Origin of the sequence: Nostoc sp. 'Peltigera membranacea cyanobiont' 210A (assembly GCF_002246015.1) — a bacterium.
Taxonomy (GTDB): Bacteria; Cyanobacteriota; Cyanobacteriia; order Cyanobacteriales; family Nostocaceae; genus Nostoc.
The window spans coordinates 773,007-792,610 of the sequence record NZ_NOLJ01000003.1; the positions used below are offsets into that span (position 1 = coordinate 773,007).

Sequence of the window (19,604 nt, forward strand, 5' to 3'; positions counted from 1 at the left end):
AACCCGCTTGGTGACAACGTTTTGCCCTCACCCCCAACCCCTCTCCCTTGGGGAGAGGGGAGCTAGACATTCAATTCCCCTTCTCCCTTGGGAGAAGGGGTTAGGGGATGAGGGCGTGAGGGATTTGCAAAACGCCTGTCTGATATAGTTTTCGGCTTAAGTTTACACCAATGGGCAGTGCCCTACCCCAACGGGTATACTCAACATCTAGGGAGAACTAGCTGTGGACAAGTTAATCATCTTAAAGTTAGGGGAGGGAAACTTTGAACAAGGGTTTACCGTGACTCTACAGATTGGCGATGAAAATGTCCGCCCGACTGTGGAAATCACAGGTGAGCTTCCCCCCAACCCGGAAATTCTCCGCGATTATCACCGTTGGCAATCTATTTATCGTAATTTAAAGTTGCCATCCCGTCCGATTGGTTTACCTAAAGAACTTAACCAAGCCCCCAGCCTAGAATACTGCCAGCAGGTGAGTGAGGAATTTAAAGTAAGTTTTAATGCTTGGCTTGCTTCCGATTCCTTTCGTTCTATCCGCGAGAAATTGTTAGAAAAACTCATGCTTGCGGATAATATTCGGATGCTTTTACAAACCAAAGACTTGCGATTACAGAAATTTCCCTGGCATCTTTGGGATTTGATAGAACGCTATCCCCAGGCAGAAATAGCCCTGAGCGCTCCTGGCTACGAACAAGTCAACCTTAACCGCATAGCAACTACATCCGACAAAGTAAAAATCTTAGCGATTTTGGGTAACAGTCAAGGTATTGATACCAAAGCAGACCAGGCGCTACTTAATTTGTTACCCAATACAGATATAACTTTTTTAGTTGAACCACAATGCCTTGACCTGACTGACCAACTATGGGAGCAGAATTGGCAGATTCTATTTTTTGCCGGACATAGTTCCACTCAGGAAACGAATCAAACAGGAAAAATCTATATCAATCAAACTGAAAGTCTCACAATTAGCCAGTTAAAGTATGCCTTAAAAAAGGCAGTAGAGCGAGGTCTAAAACTAGCGATTTTCAATTCTTGTGATGGTTTGGGATTGGCATGGGAGTTTGCAGATTTACATATTCCTCAAATTATCGTGATGCGAGAACCTGTACCCGATCGCGTGGCGCAACAGTTTTTAAAGTATTTTTTGGAAGCCTTCGCACGGGGAGACTCGTTGTATTTAGCCGTCAGGGAAGCACGAGAAAGGTTACAGGGACTAGAAAACCAATTTCCCTGCGCTACATGGTTGCCTGTCATCTTTCAAAATCCGGCTGAGATGCCGTTGAATTGGGGGGAATTGTTTAGAAATACACCCAATCTTCCTGCATCTTTGTCTCAAACCACGCCTGTTAGAGAAACCACAAATCGGCTTGGCTTCTCATCGATCTTACTGGCGAGCATGGTAGTAACTGGAATATTAATCGGGGTAAGGTATTTGGGTGTGCTGCAACCATTAGAGTTAAGTGCATTTGACCAACTGGTACGCTTGCGTCCTCCTGAAAAACCAGATTCACGCCTACTGATTGTCACTGTGACTGAAGAAGATGTTCAGGCGCAAAAACCGGAAAAACCTCAAGGTTCGTTGTCAGACAAATCACTTGCCCAACTGTTAGAAAAATTAGAGACATATCAAGCACAAGTTATTGGTTTGGATATATACCGAGATTATCCAGTGGATAAGAATTATCCAGCATTGGCAGCAAGGATGCGAAAAAGCGATCGCTTTGTGGGTGTGTGTCAACTCAGCGATTCCCAAACAGGAAAACCAGGTGTGAAACCACCCTCAGAACTTTCTTCACAGAATCTCGGTTTTAGCGATATTGCCATCGATTCAGATAATGTCGTGCGTCGCCATCTGTTAGCCTTAACTCCTGCGCCCTCATCTCCTTGTACTGCACCCTATGCTCTCAATGTTCAACTTGCACTGCGTTACCTGTACGCTAAGGGAATTCAGTTGGAATTTACCCCTGATGGCGCATGGCAATTAGGGAAGCAGCGATTTAAACCAATAGAAGCTCATACCGGGGGTTATCAAGGAGTTGACGCTTTTGGACACCAAACTTTGTTAAATTATCGTTCCTCTGGTTCCCCAGAAGCGATACCTTCGGCAGGCTTCGCCAACGCACCAACTATGACCTTACAACAAGTGCTAACGGGTAAGCTAAATGCCAATGCAGTCAAAGGCAAAATAGTCATTATTGGCACAACAGCAGAAACTTTTGGTGATTACTGGTTAACTCCCTACATCACTCCTCAAGGAAAATTACAGGCAATACCAGGAGTATTTTTACAAGCCCAAATGGTCAGTCAACTGCTCAGGGCTGCTTTGGACGGACAACCTCTGTTGTGGACTTGGCCACTTTGGGGTGAGGTAATTTGGGTTTGGGGTTGGTCTTTTTTAGGCGGTTTATTTACTGCTTATCTGCACCGATTCATTTACTTAAGCTTGGCAGGAGGAATAGCTATTATCAGTTTATACGTTAGCTGTTTTATATTTTTAATTGTATATAGTTGTTGGGTTCCCCTCATTCCTGCTATGTTGGCTTTAGTAGGTAATAGTTTAATAGCTACAACTTACTTAAACATAAAATTTAAAAATTAATAATAACTCCAATTGGAAGCATGAAAATCGCCGTTTAGTATGAGTTAGGAGGTTTTATGAAAAGCTATTGGCAAAAAATACAATTAATCGCGGCATTCGGAATGACTTTATGGGGAATTATCGGCTATTCTCCCATGATTGGGATGACACCAGTTGCAGCCACTCCTAAGAAATTTTCGCCTCCTCCGCCTCCTCCAGACAGGGGTGCAGCAGGCGATCGCGGCGGGGCTGCAAGTCGTGGTTGTGGTGTTGGTAATAAGTCTATAGTTGCACTTGTACCTGTATACAAAGAGACAGTAAATCAAGGACAAACACAAGCTGTTGCTGTTACTAAAGTTTGGGGTTTGACAAATGAAGAATATCCAACTTTTTGGTTTTTTGTCCCCTATCAAAAATCTCTAATTGATTCCATTGAGTTTGTTGTCAAAGATGAGTCAAGTAAACAAAGTCAAACTCTTTACCGAACAGTAGTAACAATACCAGAAGTACCAGGAATTATTAGCATTCGCTTAAACGCAAATACTCCCCCATTGCAAGTAGACAAGATGTATCACTGGTTTTTTAAGATAAAAGTCATTTGCAATCCCCAACAACCTCCAGAACGAGAGTATGTGGAAGGATGGGTGCAACGAGTCAATCCAAATCCTCAATTAGTAGATAGCTTGAAGCAAGCAACTCCTCAGCAACGGGTAAACCTTTATGCCGAGAATGGTATTTGGTACGATGCCTTGACTACTTTGGCTGAATTACGTCTTAGCAAACCTGAAGATCCAACTCTAGCGGTGGAGTGGATGAATTTGCTTCAATCCGTAGATTTAGAGAATTTAGCTAAACAACCTTTGATAAAATGTTGCGAAGCTAAGGCAAAGTAGCACAGCAGAGCAATAGACCTTTTGCAAAAGTCGCTCAGGCAAATTCCGTTCATTTTTAACTGCTATAGAAGTCTTTTAACTGTTAGTTTGACAGTTAATTTCTGCTTGACATTCGGGGGAGATGTATCCACCTTCTGGACTTGGCGATGATAGGTGCTATGACCTACTTCTATCCCGGTCATGACCAAGATGTCTTTTTCAGCATCTTGGAATGAAACGTTTGCTGCCAGTAATAAACAGCACTTTTCTAATAATGGGCTAAACCGCCTATAGCCGGTTTCGAGCAGTGTCGCTACTGAATTGTCCTTACTGGTAATGAGAATCCAACCTGCCGATACCGACACTTCCTTTTTAACGTTATCAATGCCTCGCTCTCTGAAATCATTTTTCATCACATTGTCTTTGCCGTAAGCATTCCGCGCCACCCAGTGTTATGACCGCTCGGCGCGAGGGAGGCGAGAAACAGAATTTCTTTTTCATCCGGTTTGAGAGTTTTTTTGTTATCGTTTTCTGGTTTTATATCCGCCCTTAAAAGATTCCTTTTATCACTCAACAAATAAGATGTTGTCCCGACTGCAATCATTGTCCCGCCAGCAATGCCGATAAATTTTTTTCTATTCATAATGAGCGTCTTCCGATCTCAAGGTTTTGTTGAAATTTAGATTCAACTAACTGCAATCCGTGTTTCTCTCTGTTTACTGACAACAGCTAAAGCTGATAGTATTAAAACAAATAAAAATTCCTGCATAGTCAGGCTTTGCTGGTTTTAACGTGCTGATTGCGTCGCTTGAGATTGATGACTAATCATTTGATTCCTTGATTCGCTTTTGTATAGAACTGATTTGATATCCTCGTTCCCAGGATCGGGCTGGAAATGCGAACGTAGTAGCGCATCTAGCCTAAATTTATGGATAAAGCGATCGCTAAAAGTCTTGACTATCTACTGATAGCAAAAATCTAAATTTCATTGTCACAGGTCTATCCTTGTTTGCGTGATATTCGATAATGTCACCTCAGCGATCGCATCTGTGGCGAGAAGGGCAGTTTGACGATTGAGCCGTGGTTCTAAAAATGTCAGTTCATGGTGATATTGCACATTGGCGACTGTGAAAAATTGGCGATTGTATGACTTGGTACTAAAAAAAGTTTTTCTTAGTTACCCGATTACTGTTGCTTCAAAGCTTTGGAGGGCGATTGACAGAATAATTTTGTCTAGAATCTGCTTCTTTACTGGAAAGCCCGTCGCTGTCCTGAATGCAGAGTCAGCATCCAAACTCCATCGAACAAGAGATTGATTCCAATGAAAGTGCCAATTAGCCAAGCTGCGCTAAACGGAAAGTTAGACCAAACAAAAATACCGAAAATAATACCGATGATTCCGCTCACAAGCATCAATCCCCAGTTAGGTGAAATCCGGCGCATTTGAAATGCGATCGCTACTTGAATGATGCCTTGTACAAAAATGGTAATGCCCAACACTAACGTGAAGGCCAGCAACCCTCCGAGCGGATTTGCCACCACGAGAATTCCAGCCAGGAGATACAAAAGACCTAGAATTAGCTTCCCAATAACTTGACCTGCACCTCTTGATTGAAAGGCATAAACAATTTGAGTAATTCCGGCAAAGATGAATATCCAGCCAAACAGTAAGGTTGAAGCAACGCTGGCAAAGAAAGGAAATGCAATCGCAATGATGCCCAACACGATCATTAGAATAGCGATCGCGGTTGTCCATCCAGAGCTAACAACTTGCTCATCAGTTTTAGGCTCAATAACTCTCATGTTGATCTCCTTTTAAATGGATATTGTTGGCTCCATTGAGTCTGCCGATTTCCCTAAGAGGCTTAGGCAAACTCACTTAAATGCTTTGACTAAAGCCTCAAATTGCACTCGCAGTGACTTGTCATGAGGCGAGATAGGTGGGATCTGGCGATTGATACCCAGGAATTCATAGACTGCCATCTGAGCAGCTCGCACCGAATACTCGACCGTGAAGACGACATCATCAGGAATTTCAACAAACTGGCTGATGAAAGCGAGGTTTTTTGAGCTACGAGGGATCGGCAACGGTCGATCCGTGCGTAAACGAGGCATAAACATACTTGTGATGTACGGCATTCTGCAAGGAATACAGTTTGCCGATTCCACGATGTCCAGATCGAATCGCAGATGACCGCAGAGTTCCCGAAGAATTTCTTCACCGTTGCATTCGCTCATCGGCTTGGAAACAAAATCACCCACGCGATCGGGAAAAAGGGCATATCCCCAGAAGACCTGTACATCAGCAGGCTGATTTATAAAATGGGGTTGATAGGCGAGGACGATGGACATCAGCCAATTTGAGTCTTTAAACGTAATGAGTCCGCCAGTCCCCGCTTGATTGCCGCTAAATTCGGCTATTTTATTGAAGAATGCGGGGTTTTTAAGCGTGACAGTGAAAGACTCCCAGAGAGACTCGGCGATGCTGCTATTGAATGCAGAAGGATTCCCGAAATCTGGGCTTTCCGCCGCCAGCTTTTCCCATAGAATCCAACTGTCGCTGTCCTGTTTGGTCAGCTTCTCAGGTGCATTTGTCATTGACCCCAAACTTGAGGCATCTGTCATAGATCCGTTTTGCAGAAAAACTAGGTCGCTGTTTTTAACTGCAATGGTTTTACTTTCACTATTCTGCTGATAATGAATGCCTGTCACCACAAACTTGCCCTCTTCGGTGTTGCGATCCAGATCCATCACCTTGCAATCTAGGATAAAATGGACACCTTGGGCTGTGAGCCAACTCTGCAATGGACGAACCAATGAATCGTACTGATTGTAGATGGTTCGCTTAACCCCTGCGAGGGTTTCAATCCGAGAGAATTCCAGCATGAAGCGATGCAAGTAACGCTTGAATTCAACAGCACTGTGCCACGGCTGGAAGGCGAACGTAGTAGCCCACATATACCAGAATTCAGTCTCGAAGAATTCAGGGGAAAGCCAATCTGTGATACAACTAGCACCCAACTCGGCTTCACCAGCTTGGGTGAGCTTCAGTAACTCTTGACGATTGTGCATGGAAAAGCCCATCGAATTCACAGGGACTTTCGCCCGTCGGCTGTCAACGAGACGGGCCATGGAATTTGACTTGTGCTGCTCATTGAACTCCATAGTTTCGTCAAATACCGTTTTTCCGGGATAACTCAGGGAGGGGATCGACTTGTAAAGATCCCAAGTGCATTCATAATTGTCAGTCGTCAACATCCGTCCTCCTCGCATAGAATAACCGTCTACAGGGTTCCCGGCTCCATCCAAACTCCCACCCAGGAGGGGCTTTGCTTCTAGGATAAAAATATTTTCGCCAGAGAGTCCGCCGTCGCGAATCATGAAAGCTGCGGCTGCCAAAGAGCCGATACCACCACCCAACAGATAGGCATTAAATTCCTTTTTGAGTATTCCAGGATTCTGAAGGAGTTCATTCGTTAGTGACATATTAATAGCCCTGCCGTGATGAAGATTTCAATTTGAAAAGCTGCTTCATCCCCTCGATATCCTGCGAAATATTGGGATAAACCTCACTGTAAGTTCCTTCAAGATATACATTGGCAACGATTCCTGGGCCTCCATGACCTGGACCTGCAACATAAATAACATTGAGATCCTGCGCTTTAATCACACGATTGAAATGAGCGTAAATAAAGTTAAGACCTGGAGTTGTACCCCAATGTCCAAGCAGTCGAGGTTTGATGTGTTCTAGTTTGAGCGGTTCATGCAGGAGTGGATTATCGAGGAGATAAATTTGACCAACTGAAAGATAGTTCGCAGCACGCCAGTAAGCATGAATCTTTCGCAGTTGTTCTGTTGTCAGGGTTTTGGGCGCGATCGCAGTAGTAACTGTCATGTTAGGTAATAAGTACAAGTTTACAAGTGAAATTTCAAGAGCGATTGGAACAGTAACGAATTAAATCTTTTTCCAACTCATCATGGGTGCAGCATTACGACAAGCTAGGTGATGCCCGATCGCCCCCCAGTTTCTGGCTCGAACGATATCGCTCTGCTAAAATATGCCTGTAGTAATGCACTCGTTCACTCGCTCGTGCCGCAACAACGGGATTGCGCGGGGCTGCCAGCCGAATCGCCTGGATGATTAAATGAAAGCGTGAAGTGCCGTGACGCAGATTCTGAGCAAACGAGGGGATGACTTCGCCTCGATCGCCATTGAGTTGAAAGCGGTCAGGATTTGGACGACCAAAAAATAGCTGTTCCAAAACTGCGAGAGTGCCATGAAAGTTGATAATGACTGGGCGATCGCGCGTGAACAATGCTTCAAACATTTCCTTGTCTAAATGCTGATAATTTTCCGCGTCTTCTTCCAACACTCGCAGGTCGGTGACATTTACCACCCGCACCCGCAGTGCTGCCATTTCGTCCCGCAAGATGTGAGCGGCTGCCATTACTTCAACTGTGGAGCGATCGCCAATTCCAACCAGCACTACATCAGGATCGATGCCTTCATCAGTGCTTGCCCAGTGCCAAATTGAAGCACCTGCCCGACAGTGCGCGATCGCTTCAGCCATCGTTAACCATTGCGGCATCGGATCAGCACTGGTAAGGATGAGATTAATCTGATCGGTCGTGTTTAAGCAGTGCGCGATCGTCGTGATCAAACAGTTTGCATCTGGCGGTAGATAAACTCGCACGATTTCCGCTTTTTGCGTCAGCACAGCATTGATAAAACTAGAGCTTTGCTGAGAAAAGTCACTGTATTCCTGCTGCCACGGGGTTGAAACTGCTAAATAATTCAGAGAGGCGACGGATGATTGGGCAAAGCCCACGCTTCGCGAACGCCACGGTAATGTTTTGGACAGTTTCAGGAACCTGGCGTGCTGGTTCACCATGCTGATAATGCTGTTTAAAGACGCTTCATGCGATAGAAAAAGTCCGTGCCGACCTGTAAGCAGATAGCCCTGAAGCCATCCCTGACAAGTGTGCTGGCTGAAAAACTCCAGCATCCGTTCTTTTCTCAAACTGACCTGCAAATCATCAGACTGAATGGAACCATGAGCATTGTGATGGTTGACTTCTAGTAAGGCTGATAAATTGCTCGACTCTAGCTGATCAGGGCAGAAAATACGGAACGTTTGTGGATTTTGCTCAATGACTGTTTTGATGTACTTTCCAATCTGTTCTGTACTGCTGAATTGATCTTCTTCATGTGAACAGGACTTTGTTTGAATTGGAATTGCAAAGTCAAAGATATTCGGTAAATTTAGGGGCTTGTAGACACCTTCACCAGATATGTGAACATGACAGCCCATGCGTTGCTTATCTTGGGGGCAAAGATTTAGAATCTCTCGAATCGGGCAACCCTGCTGGTCAAACAATTCTTCAATTTTATAAGAGCGTAACCAGTCTTCTAGAAGCTGCAACTGTTGCGGATTGGTCTTTACATCTTTGGCAGGAATTTGGTGAGAGCGATGAGACTCCTTGATCGACGCTCGATCAATTTCTTGGATGCCTGTCCAGTCTTTGGGCGATCGCACAATCAATAAAGGAAACTTGGGTTGAGTAATCGCTTGCCCTAAACGTGCCGCTTGCTGAATTCTGCAAATCTCTCGATATGCCCAATCGAGTGAGCCATAAAGATCAGCATTTAGATCGAGCGCATTTTGAGTCGCGGAATCTTTGTCAAACTGATTTTTCTGACTGTCAACAATTCGGACTTGATAGCCGTAGCCTGTAAATCGTTGCTGAAGTTCAATATCACTCATTGCAGCGTAGATAGCGGCAGTTGAAGTCTGATCGCCATTGAGGTGCAAGATCGGCAGCACTGCGCCAGATTTTGCTGGATCGATCAACTTGTAGCTATCCCAGGCATTAGCTGTCGCTCCTGTTTCTGCTTCCTGATCGCTAATAACGCAAGCCACAATCAAGTCAGGATTATCCATGACTGCCCCAAAAGCGACAGCGAGAGCATAACCGAGTTCTTCACCTGCATAATCGTGATTCAGAAAACCACAGGGAGAGGAAAAGCCGCGAATTAAGGTTGCCAGTCCATTAGCATCTAGGGTCAGTTCGGGATAAAACGCCTGGAGAGACCTTTCTAGGTAAAGGTTTGCCAACATTGCAGGTGTTCCGTCTCCTGCCTCTGCGACGAGGAAAAGGCTGATGTCATGGTGCTGAATCAGGCAATTGAGGTGAACATAGATCAAGTTAATGCCAGGGCAAGTGCCCCAGTGTCCTAGCAGACAGTCTTTGATATGCTCCGACTTTAAGGGTTGCTTGAGTAGAAAATTGTCTTTCAGGTAGATTTGAGCCGCCGCAAGGTAATTCGTTAGGCGACAATAACGCGCGATCGCGTCTAGCTCCGCCTGATGAGCCGCCCGGACTTGTTGGATCGAAATTTCAGAATTGGCAGGAGTCGGCAGAATTGAGAAACGCATAGTTACTCACTTCAATAAAAATTTAGTTCCTTGTTTTGGGTCAAGGAGCTAGACTCAAGGCTTGACCCAATCAGTTGAGCGACTCGAAAGGCAGAGACGATCGCTCCTTCATGTAAGCCATCCCCAAGGTAGGCTCCGGCATGATAGGTATTGTTCTCTCCATTGGTAGCAACGACTTCATCCCGGTATCGAAAGGATTCAGTGGTATACATCGGGGCATGGTGTTTCTGAATGTGAATGATGCGATCGGGTGCAATCAACTCCTCTAGTTGGAATGATAAAAAATTATGCTGTGGCGACGAGATACCGCAAAGCTGATTTAGGCAGCTGTTATAGCCCCAGCGACTGTCTGGCTTTTGGAAATAATCAAACTCTGAGGGTTGTGTAATACCATGTCGGGCGTACATGGAAATATCTCTATGAACTAAGGTCGTTGCATGGTTGGCTTTCCAGGCAGAAAACCGTTTGGTTTCAGCATCGGTTGGGTCTGCTAACAGCGCCATTACCTGGTCAGGAGGCGTAGCAAACACGACTTTATCAAACTCCTGAATTTCACCCGTCGAGCGCACAATTTTGACAATATCCGAGCTTCTGGAAATACGGTCAATCTCTACATTCAGCACAATTTCACCCTTAAATCGCGCCAGGATTTTTTCAATGTAAGAATACACACCGCCTTTAACTCTGACCCAGTTGACCGCGAGATAGTCACGTAAAGTAGGGATCGCCAACTCTGCTGGAAAATCATCAATCAGTTCAAATGGGATTGAATAGCTATACATAACCACCAACTTCAGCCAGGTATCGCGGCTACCGGGGCCTTCCAAATATTCCGACAGCGGACGATTGGACAAATTTTGCAAGTTAGCAAATCGCGTTCTCAGCCATAATCCAGCAGAACGGGCATAGATGGTATCGAGGCGTAACTGTTCGATCAGCCCGTGGATACCTGCGAAGTTTTTCTCGATTGTGACTGCCGATAGAAAGTGGCTGCCATCTTTGAGAAACATTGCTGAACCAATATCAACGGGTTCTAATTCTACCCCTAGCTCTTGCATCAGCGCGATGAAGTTGTAAAACACAGTTGGAAATTCGAGTACCCCACTTTCCAAAATTTCATCGCAATCGGCTTGGTTCGGTTTCACGTTCTTGTTGAGTGTCCGAATATGCCCTCCCAACATGGGCTGCCGCTCAAACACGGTGACATAATGCCCTTCTTTATCAAGCAGGTAAGCTGTAGCCATCCCACTGCCTCCGCCACCAATAACAGCGATTCTCATAATTGACCTCTAAGTTTATGAAATGGATAATACGCCGCAGCTACGCCCGCACTTCTCTAGGAGAGGCTGCGCCAACGACAAGGCTCAGTGACCATCGTAGACATCGCCTGTTTAGCCGTTGCCTAAAAGCACGTCGCCCGATAATCGTTGATAGAGCAATGCCCCAGTCCAAAATGTGGGAGCAAAGCCCGGATAGCCCGATGAGGCATTGCAGAAATAAAAATGGTTAAGGGAGGTTTCGTGATTCAGTCGCCCTAGACCCATATTGCGCGGGGTTAGACTGGAGCCGTAGGAATTTCCATTGGGACACCAGCAAAAACGCTCATTGGTAGTAGGGCTGCCTGTGATATGAAAAACCATGTGTTTTCTAAAATTTGGCACATAGTGTTCTTCCACGACATCCAGGATGGAGTCTAAGATTTCTTGTTTTTTCTGGCTGTAAGCTTTGCGATCGCTCTCCCGCAATTGCTTGAAATAGTCGTAATTAGCAACGGTGAGGAATTCGACAATTTGACAGTCCTCTGGGCAGTCCCGACCTGCTTCTGTAAGTAAAGTGGGCGTTGTGATGGCAAAACTAGGATTAGAAAAGTCATGGCGCTCATACATCTGCGCGAAGGCTTCATTTAGATCGTGATGCCCAGTATGCGAGAGATTCCACTTGCCAAATCCATAGTCTCGGAGGTCGATATCTTTGACGACACAATAAGCCATGAAGTTAGATGCCGAATATTCATAGTTGAGTTTTCGGCGTACAGTTTTGGAGAACTTTTCCTCACCAATCATTTTGGCGGCTTTTTTGGGGTCAATATTGCAAATCACAGTATCACCTGTAAATTCATGGGTTTGATGGGTAGTGAGATCCATCGCCTGAACTCCTGTAACCGTTCTGTCTGTGACTCTAAAATTCGTGACTTCATGGTTGAGTAACACCTGTCCTCCATGCGATTCGATGACACTAACCAATGAATTAATCACATGCTCAAAATGCTGGGTTGGGTAAAATGCGCCTGCTTGATAGCCTCGGAACAATGCGACCCAGGCATAAAAGGAGAGTTGATTTGGGGGCAGTAAAAAATCAAGCCATTGCAGGGCTAATAGAGTTTGGGCAGCTTGGGGTAGCTGAAACTTGTCAAATACATCCTGAAGTGTGCTGTTGAGATGCTGGATGGTACAGAATATTTCACTTGCATGGCTGAATAGTTCAATTGGTTTGATCGGCGGAGCGAGTCTTTTCAAGCCTGCACCAGTCTTTTCCACTTCGTTGACAAATTGGCGAATGCGATCGCTATGAGCAGGAAACAGATTAGACAATCGCTGGATCAGTTCCTCTGGCTCCGAGGGAATATCCAACGTATGTTCAGGCATTCGCATATGATCAAAGCCATCGGGATCATACCGCTCAAAGGTCACTTCCCGATCCAAGCCCAGTTTTTTGAGTACCCGATTGACGGTTTGCCCTTCACCGCAGTCCCAAACATAGTGAAATTGGGCATTAAACGTATATTTTTTAGCCATCGTAAACGTATGACCAAAGCCCCCTGGATGCTCATGGGCTTCGAGGATTTGCACGGTCTTACCAGAGTTTGCCATTAAAGCACCAAAGACCAATGCTGATAAACCACTGCCGACAATCAGGTAATCCGGTTTCATAAAAGAGTTCCTCGAACAATAAACATATTTACAGGATCGCTATAGCGCCTGTAGCTTGAGAATTGGACATCCAGTGAGAGGGCAGTAATCTGCACAATCAACTGCTTACTCGGTCAATACGGTTAAATACTGTAGTTCAAGTTTTCATCAGATTGATAAGAACTTCATCTGCTTTAAACTGATCTTTGAAACCGACAATAATTAGGTGACTCATTTTTTTCCTTTAAATAAATTTTAATAACGGAGATTTAGTCCCTTTTAACTAGTCTGATAGATGCCTCAGTTATTCCTTGACTCGATAATTCCTCATCATGCCAGCGTCTTCATGCTCCAAGGTATGGCAGTGGTATGTAAATAAGCCGCTGTATTTCTCAAATTTCATGAGCAGCTTCACTCGCTCACCCGGCATTACCATTACAGTATCTTTCAAGCCCTCGTCTACGTAGCCATCCTTGACAGTTTGCCATCCTGCGGCAAGTTCTGGCAGCACTTCCCGACTAATGACTTGAAACTGCACGCCGTGTAGATGGATAGGGTGCGCCATGCCCTTCGCATCCATCACGGCTCCGGGGTTGAGTTTATTGATAATCTCCCACTGTTCAATAGAATTTAGCTTTACGGTTTCCTGTGGCGTTGCGGTATTCATTTCAAAGAGATGCCCATTGAGAACCCATTTCATACCTTTGAGAGAAAGCTCAATAGGACGCGGCTGGGCGGCATTAACGGCATCTTCTGGACGCAATAGTGGTAGATTCGTTAGTTGATTGGGGAGTCGCAGAGTTTCTTTTTCTTTGCGCTCAATCTTGACGTTGAATAGCATCATCGCTGAACCAAGTTCCGGGGCATTGTCAGAACTCATCATGCCGCTCATGCTGCTACCTCCTACATTTTCTGCTCCCGAAAAAGCCAGACTATTTAGAGAAACTTCTGTCCCAACTTTCAACTTGCTGAAATCTGCCCAAACATCAATCCGCTCACCTGGCGCTAACATGACATACTTTCGTTCGGTAGGTCGAGCCAGTAAGCTACCATCAGTGCCAATGATGGTCAGTAGATCGCCACTGCTCCACGCAAGCTTGTAGATACGTGAATTAGATCCATTTAAGATGCGAAGGCGGTAGACTCGTGTCGCCGCAGAAAGTGTGAAGTTGGGCTTACCATTCACAAATATCTTTTGACCCAAAAAGCCCATTATGCTGCTCATGCCGCCCATACCATTGCTGGATTGACCTGAGTTATCCTGTTGCATCCCGCCCATGTTGCTATTACGGGGGATACCTATTTTGCTGCCGAGATAGAGGAGTTGATTATTGGCATCTAAGGTACGATCTTGTAGCACAATCGGTATCTCATAAGCCCCGGTGGGTAGATTCAGGGTCGCTTCTTCTTGATCCGTGACTATAAATAGCCCCGCCAAGCCAGCATAGGCTTGCTCCCCTGTAAGCCCGTCTGGATGAGGATGAAACCAGTTTAGCCCTGCCCGATTAATAACCTCAAACTCGTAGACATAGGTCTGTCCAGGCTGAATTGCAAAGCGAGGATGTCCATCCATCTCCTCTGGTAAAATTAATCCATGCCAATGCACAATGCTGGCTTGCCCTTGAGGAAGGGCATTTTGGAAGTTGACCCGCACGCGCTGACCTTGGCGAACGCGAATAATGGGGCCTAAATAACTATCGGGAATGATTTGTAAGTTGTTTGGGTCGCCTTTGACAAGTTTTGCTGCGTAAGACCAAACTTGGGTCGTTTGTCCCGGCAAGATTGGAACCGTTGTCGGTGCAGCCTTCAGGTTGATTTCAATATCGGGAATGAATTTCGCACTCGGGCCACGGGCTACGGTGTTCCCCTTAGCTATTTTTGCGGTGGAAGATTGAGGCGAACAACTGGATAGTAGGCTGTGAATTCCACTTCCTATAACAAATCCGGCTGCAAGTCGAGTCCCTCTAAGAAAATCTCGGCGGGCTAGGGGATGTTGGTGAGTGGTTTTAATCGGCATATCGCTCTCATTTATGAATACATCAGTGAGGTTGTCTTGTCGGTTCAGAACTTTGCTCCCGCCACTTGGTAGCCAGCCGCCGTAATTACATCCTTGATGGCAGCTTCTGAGGCTTGAGTTTCCACTGATACAATTTTGGTTTTTGGATCGCCCTGAACGGTAGCTTTAGCATCGACTGTTCTAATCGCTTGAGTGATGGTGTTTACACAACCACCACAGGTCATTCCAGGAACTTTTAGTTGGAGTTTCATAATGTCAAATCCTTATTTTTGTGTGGTTCAGTTAAGAAAAACTTTTTGGACAATCAGCAATGATTTTCTCCACTTTTCAACCCGTTTCGCTTCACTGTTCGGGCAGTAATCTGTACAGTCAAAGGCTTGTTCGGTCAGTACGGTTACTGGATGGAGAGCGCATTTAAGATAGGGATTACCGCTAAAATATTGACAGCGGTGACACGGAACCTTATTATGCGGTTTGAAGTTGAATGAATGCCGCCGACCCTTGGGAATGCAAGCATAAATTGAAGCAGCGTTGGCGTAGCCTCTCTGAAAGAGAATCGCCGAGAGTATAATAAGGCTAATGATAATCAGGAAAGCTGCATTACGTATTACCTTCACGGGTATTGGGTTTGAGCCTCCAAGCTCGTTTGTCAGCTAAACGCCCATGTATCAGTATTTTTGCCATTTTTGCCAAAATTTTTGTAGGCTCTTATTTTGGCAAAGGTATTGTAATAAATATCAGGGAATTAATAATCGCTAAACTCCACAGTCCGTAAGCCGGAACATTACTCATATCTTTCATGGTTCGACCTCCTCGAAATAAATTGATTTGCAAACTCTGAATAACCGCCTTCAGCGAGATTGGCTATTGCCACCCTGATCGCCTCCATGTCCCCCATATCCACCGTGCATAAATAGATGCATGAATATACAGATGAACAATAAAGAGTACGGTAAGAATCCCGCTAAATGCGCCCAATGTTCTGTAATTAGGAAGTATGCAATAATGCCGATTGACACATACAGCACAAGCTTAATCGGCAAACTAAGACGAGTTTGCTGATGATTGGGCTGGGGCTGATTCGATGAACCATGTTGATGCATAAAGACCTGATTCTGAATAGAACGACTTGCGATTCCCTTTTAGAGAGGCTACGCGATCGCCAAATCCGCGATTACCAGACTCCAGTTTTAAAAGATATCTGACCTACGGCAATTGTTAAGCCGTACTACCCAGATTGACGATCGCTTACCCTGCTAAACAAGCTAAATCATTGATTCCAGGCTTGCTGCCATCCTTGCATCTGTGCGATTTCAGCATTTTGAGATTTGATGATTGACTGAGCCAAAGTGCGGATCTCTGGACGAACAGCACGCCCAGATGCCATCTGAGCCATCTTCACAGCCATTTGATGATGGGGAATCATTTGCCGTACAAATTCCTTGTCAAAGTCTGGGGCTTTCTTAAGCGCATCGATGTCCGTCTTCATGCTCATCATGCCTTGCCCCGGACTCATCCTGCCCTGCCCTTGACCCATCATGCCTTGCCCTTGACCCATCATGCCTTGCCCTTGACCCATCATGCCTTGCCCCGGACTCATCATGCCTTGCCCTGGACTCATCATGCCTTGCCCCTGACCCATCATGCCTTGCCCTGGACTCATCATGCCTTGCCCCTGACCCATCATGCCTGAGCCTGGGCCCTGCCCTTGTTTATGGTGGTTTCCCATCATGCTCATGTCAGTCATTGAATATGCAGGGACTTCTTTGCCATACCACTTTTTGTACCAGGTACGCATCTCTTCAATTTCAAGAGTTTGCTCTTTTTTAATTGCTTCAGCTATTTTTTTTACTTCTGGGTGTTTGGCGCGACTCAAAGCCAGATCAGCCATTGCGATCGCATCTTGGTGATGAGGGATCATCATTTCGATAAAATGTTGATCGACTCGGACTGATCTGGGTTGTTGAGGATTTCCTGATGCAGGTAATGACTGAGCCTGTTTGCTGTTGGCAAGGACAAATCCGGCAGCAGCACCACTACTGAGTAGCCCGACTAAACTGTAGACCAAAAATTTCTTATTCATAAATTCAACTTGGTTAGGGGATGACCAAGTTCCTCTATCTCTCAAGCTACGCTCAGACTATGAGAAACTTATGAGCGATTCAAGGTTTACGTCTTTAGAAAGATTTTTCCAGATTTTAGGCGATTAGCACTTCATTTCATCTTGATTTCATCATCTCCAATTATCGTTATTTTTAGATAGAAGTATGCGGACTCCCTAATTACCGCGCTCAACCTGTAAAGGAGTTAGCCCTATGAAAATTTTGGTGGTAGAAGATGATGAGGCAAATGCCGACATGCTTGCTTGTATTCTCTGCAACCAAAATTACACGGTTGAAGTCGCTAAAGATGGAGAGGTTGCTTGGGAACTGATTGTCGTTTATGACTATGATTTATTACTGATAGATATTACGCTCCCTCATTTAGACGGAATAAGTCTCTGTCGTAGAATCAGAACGCACAGCTATCAAATGCCAATTCTACTGGTTACTGGGCGAAGCAGTAGCCACGACCAAGCAATCGGGCTAGATGCAGGTGCCGATGCATACATGGTGAAACCGTTCGATCATGAGGTATTGATTGCTGGAATTCGAGCCTTGCTGCGTCGCAGAGGAACAGCTTTTCAATCTGTGCTGGAGTGGGGTAGTTTGCGGTTTGATCCGGCAACTCGTGAAGTCACTTATGCAGAGCAACCTCTATCCTTGAGTCCCAAGGAGTTTTCGATACTAGAGTTTTTTTTGCGGAATGGTCGTCGAGTCTTTACCTACAGCGTGATTTTGGATCAACTCTGGGCCTATGAGGAGACTCCCGGCGAAGATGCTGTGAGAACTCATATTAAAGGGCTAAGGCAGAAATTTAGGAGGGTCGGCGCTCCCACAGATTTGATTGAAACGGTTTATGGGCTAGGTTATCGGCTTAAACCCTTGGAAGCGATCGCCGATTCAATCAGCACGGATCAACTCACGTCTTCTCAGGGGACTCAACCGATTCAACAACAAACCCTCAGTGCCTTATCCAAAGTTTGGGATCGCTTCAAAACCAGAGTAAATGAACAGGTCATAATTCTAGAGCAAGCGAGTGCTGCTTTGATGCAACAGATGCTGAGTCCAGATATTCAACAACAGGCATCTCAGGAAGCTCACACCCTATCAGACTCACTTGCGACCTTTGGGTTGCCCGAAGGCTCTCGAATCGCTGAAAAAATTGAACAACTGCTACACGTCAACGAATCCTTGAAATCGGATCAAACCCTCTGCCTTTACGAACTGGTGACTGCCCTGCGTCAAGAAATCGATCGCGCATCGAATGACTTAACTACAGAACGGAGCGAGCAGGAAGAGTCTGTGTTTGCAAATGAGCGTCCTCTGTTATTGATCATTGATCCCGATCGCCAACTGGCGGAACAGTTGGTGAATGAAGCTGTGAACTGGGGATTTCGGAGCGCGATCGCAACGACCCTTTCCGAAGCCGAAACGAAAATTGAGCAGGATGCGCCTACCGTTGTGCTACTTGATCCCGACATTACTCATCCCACAACAGATAGTTTAAAACTACTGGCAAAGCTCAGTCATCAAACTCCTGCTGTGCCGGTTCTCGTTTTAACCAGTCACGATCAATTAACCGATCGCCTAGAAGTTGCCCAACTCGGCGGACATGGTTTTTTACACAAACCCTTGCCACCGGCTCATGTGCTGAAAGCGATCGCTCAAGCGGCGCAACGAGCAGAGGCAGCAAAGCAACGGGTGATGGTCATCGATGACGATCCCCAGATTCTCGCAACTCTAAAGGGGTTTCTAGAACCTTGGGGATTGAGCGTGATAACGCTGAATGATCCTCAACGATTTTGGGAAACGCTAGAATCATGCTCACCCGATTTGCTGATTCTAGATATGAAAATGTCTGCGTTGAGCGGTGTTGAGCTTTGCCAGATTATCCGCAACGACTCGCACTGGGGTCACTTGCCGATCATTTTTTTGACGGCGCACACTGATGCCACGATCATTAATCAAGTGTTTTCAGTGGGTGCAGATGACTTTGTGAGCAAGCCAATCATGAATCCAGAATTGGTCAGTCGCATCATCAATCGACTGGAGCGGATCAAACTCCTTCAAAATGCTGCTGAGACTGATCATTTGACCAAACTCTCTAATCGCCGTAAGTCAACTCAAGATTTAAACAAATATCTTCAACTTGCAAATCAACAGAATCAGCTGCTCTGTCTAGCAGTTCTGGACTTAGACAATTTCAAGGAGATCAACGATCATCATGGGTACAATACTGGCGACATGGTGATGCGTCAGTGGGGACAGTTGCTCCGGCAGACCTTTAGGCAAAATGCAGTCGTTGCTCGCTGGGAGAGCGATGAATTTGTGGTTGCCTTATCTAGCATGATTAAGGCAGATGGCATTCAAAGACTCACTCAATTATTAGCAACGCTCCACCACAGACAATTTGTTGCTCCTGATCAGACTCAATTTCGGATTACATTTAGTGCTGGAATTGCTCAATATCCAGATGATGGAACGGATTTGCATTCTCTTTATCAAGCCGCATCCGAAGCCTTGCATCAGTCTAAAGTTGCTGGGTGTGCCTGTATTTTTTCTGCGGGAGGCTCCAGAGCGTCAGTCTAGTAGAAGGTATTGACAAATTAGAGAAACAGTAATATTTAAACTTGGTAATTTTTGTAGTAAAAGTTTGCGAAATATGAGCAAGAACATGGAGATTGTT

The 19,604-nt window shown here is 45.4% G+C and carries 14 protein-coding genes and 2 pseudogenes; 3 read left to right on the forward strand and 13 right to left on the reverse strand.

What is annotated here, in order from left to right; all coding sequences use genetic code 11:
- Positions 1 to 223 precede the first annotated feature (223 nt).
- Complete coding sequence (locus CDG76_RS12515; protein WP_094349318.1) at positions 224 to 2,602, forward strand: CHASE2 domain-containing protein; 2,379 nt, start codon at positions 224 to 226, stop codon at positions 2,600 to 2,602.
- A 56-nt stretch (positions 2,603 to 2,658) separates the two neighbouring features.
- Complete coding sequence (locus tag CDG76_RS12520) at positions 2,659 to 3,474, forward strand: DUF928 domain-containing protein (RefSeq protein ID WP_094349319.1); 816 nt, start codon at positions 2,659 to 2,661, stop codon at positions 3,472 to 3,474.
- Positions 3,475 to 3,566: 92 nt separating this feature from the next.
- Here CDG76_RS12520 and CDG76_RS39605 read toward each other — a convergent pair.
- The 13 genes and pseudogenes from CDG76_RS39605 to CDG76_RS12580 form a co-directional block, all read right to left on the reverse strand.
- A pseudogene (locus tag CDG76_RS39605) lies at positions 3,567 to 3,803 on the reverse strand (ISKra4 family transposase); the annotation flags it as partial.
- 62 nt (positions 3,804 to 3,865) lie between these two features.
- The gene (locus CDG76_RS12530) at positions 3,866 to 4,096 is read right to left on the reverse strand and encodes a hypothetical protein (RefSeq protein ID WP_223265220.1); all 231 of its coding nucleotides are present in this window, start codon (positions 4,094 to 4,096) and stop codon (positions 3,866 to 3,868) included.
- 348 nt (positions 4,097 to 4,444) lie between these two features.
- Positions 4,445 to 4,570, reverse strand: a complete 126-nt coding sequence (locus CDG76_RS39060; protein ID WP_262984323.1) for a hypothetical protein — start codon at positions 4,568 to 4,570, stop codon at positions 4,445 to 4,447.
- 131 nt (positions 4,571 to 4,701) lie between these two features.
- Positions 4,702 to 5,256, reverse strand: coding sequence for an HdeD family acid-resistance protein (locus CDG76_RS12535; protein ID WP_094349320.1), 555 nt, complete (start codon positions 5,254 to 5,256; stop codon positions 4,702 to 4,704).
- Between the two features lie 72 nt (positions 5,257 to 5,328).
- Positions 5,329 to 6,939, reverse strand: a complete 1,611-nt coding sequence (locus tag CDG76_RS12540) for an oleate hydratase (RefSeq protein ID WP_094349321.1) — start codon at positions 6,937 to 6,939, stop codon at positions 5,329 to 5,331.
- Positions 6,940 to 6,970: 31 nt separating this feature from the next.
- Positions 6,971 to 7,348 (reverse strand): annotated as a pseudogene (locus tag CDG76_RS12545) (phosphoketolase); the annotation flags it as partial.
- A gap of 94 nt (positions 7,349 to 7,442) precedes the next feature.
- Positions 7,443 to 9,890: a phosphoketolase family protein gene (locus CDG76_RS12550; protein WP_094349322.1), complete on the reverse strand. Its 2,448-nt coding sequence runs from the start codon at positions 9,888 to 9,890 to the stop codon at positions 7,443 to 7,445.
- An 11-nt stretch (positions 9,891 to 9,901) separates the two neighbouring features.
- Complete coding sequence (locus tag CDG76_RS12555; protein WP_094349323.1) at positions 9,902 to 11,170, reverse strand: FAD-dependent oxidoreductase; 1,269 nt, start codon at positions 11,168 to 11,170, stop codon at positions 9,902 to 9,904.
- A gap of 111 nt (positions 11,171 to 11,281) precedes the next feature.
- Positions 11,282 to 12,820: a phytoene desaturase family protein gene (locus tag CDG76_RS12560; RefSeq protein WP_094349324.1), complete on the reverse strand. Its 1,539-nt coding sequence runs from the start codon at positions 12,818 to 12,820 to the stop codon at positions 11,282 to 11,284.
- Between the two features lie 283 nt (positions 12,821 to 13,103).
- Entirely contained in the window at positions 13,104 to 14,816 is a 1,713-nt protein-coding gene (locus CDG76_RS12565) for a multicopper oxidase family protein (RefSeq protein WP_223265221.1), read from the reverse strand.
- A gap of 44 nt (positions 14,817 to 14,860) precedes the next feature.
- Positions 14,861 to 15,067 (reverse strand): heavy-metal-associated domain-containing protein, encoded by a 207-nt coding sequence (locus CDG76_RS12570; protein ID WP_094349326.1) that lies wholly within the window; start codon positions 15,065 to 15,067, stop codon positions 14,861 to 14,863.
- A 600-nt stretch (positions 15,068 to 15,667) separates the two neighbouring features.
- Positions 15,668 to 15,919 carry a DUF2933 domain-containing protein gene (locus CDG76_RS12575; RefSeq protein WP_094349327.1) on the reverse strand — a complete coding sequence of 84 codons (252 nt, stop codon included), beginning with the start codon at positions 15,917 to 15,919 and terminating at the stop codon, positions 15,668 to 15,670.
- A 167-nt stretch (positions 15,920 to 16,086) separates the two neighbouring features.
- Positions 16,087 to 16,899 carry a DUF305 domain-containing protein gene (locus CDG76_RS12580; RefSeq protein WP_094349328.1) on the reverse strand — a complete coding sequence of 271 codons (813 nt, stop codon included), beginning with the start codon at positions 16,897 to 16,899 and terminating at the stop codon, positions 16,087 to 16,089.
- Between the two features lie 232 nt (positions 16,900 to 17,131).
- Here CDG76_RS12580 and CDG76_RS12585 point away from each other — a divergent pair, with 232 nt between their 5' ends.
- A complete protein-coding gene (locus tag CDG76_RS12585; RefSeq protein WP_094349329.1) occupies positions 17,132 to 19,507 on the forward strand; it encodes a response regulator in 2,376 nt (791 codons plus the stop codon).
- Positions 19,508 to 19,604 lie beyond the last annotated feature (97 nt).

What these genes read in the sequence shown, in the direction of transcription:
- CDG76_RS12540 (WP_094349321.1), bottom strand. Translation starts at nt 6,939, where the DNA reads ATGTCACTAACGAATGAACTCCTTCAGAATCCTGGAATACTCAAAAAG.
- CDG76_RS12580 (WP_094349328.1), bottom strand. Translation starts at nt 16,899, where the DNA reads ATGAATAAGAAATTTTTGGTCTACAGTTTAGTCGGGCTACTCAGTAGT.
- CDG76_RS12565 (WP_223265221.1), bottom strand. Translation starts at nt 14,816, where the DNA reads ATGCCGATTAAAACCACTCACCAACATCCCCTAGCCCGCCGAGATTTT.
- CDG76_RS12555 (WP_094349323.1), bottom strand. Translation starts at nt 11,170, where the DNA reads ATGAGAATCGCTGTTATTGGTGGCGGAGGCAGTGGGATGGCTACAGCT.
- CDG76_RS12535 (WP_094349320.1), bottom strand. Translation starts at nt 5,256, where the DNA reads ATGAGAGTTATTGAGCCTAAAACTGATGAGCAAGTTGTTAGCTCTGGA.
- CDG76_RS12570 (WP_094349326.1), bottom strand. Translation starts at nt 15,067, where the DNA reads ATGAAACTCCAACTAAAAGTTCCTGGAATGACCTGTGGTGGTTGTGTA.
- CDG76_RS12530 (WP_223265220.1), bottom strand. Translation starts at nt 4,096, where the DNA reads ATGAATAGAAAAAAATTTATCGGCATTGCTGGCGGGACAATGATTGCA.
- CDG76_RS12560 (WP_094349324.1), bottom strand. Translation starts at nt 12,820, where the DNA reads ATGAAACCGGATTACCTGATTGTCGGCAGTGGTTTATCAGCATTGGTC.
- CDG76_RS12520 (WP_094349319.1), top strand. Translation starts at nt 2,659, where the DNA reads ATGAAAAGCTATTGGCAAAAAATACAATTAATCGCGGCATTCGGAATG.
- CDG76_RS12575 (WP_094349327.1), bottom strand. Translation starts at nt 15,919, where the DNA reads ATGCATCAACATGGTTCATCGAATCAGCCCCAGCCCAATCATCAGCAA.
- CDG76_RS12585 (WP_094349329.1), top strand. Translation starts at nt 17,132, where the DNA reads ATGAAAATTTTGGTGGTAGAAGATGATGAGGCAAATGCCGACATGCTT.
- CDG76_RS12550 (WP_094349322.1), bottom strand. Translation starts at nt 9,890, where the DNA reads ATGCGTTTCTCAATTCTGCCGACTCCTGCCAATTCTGAAATTTCGATC.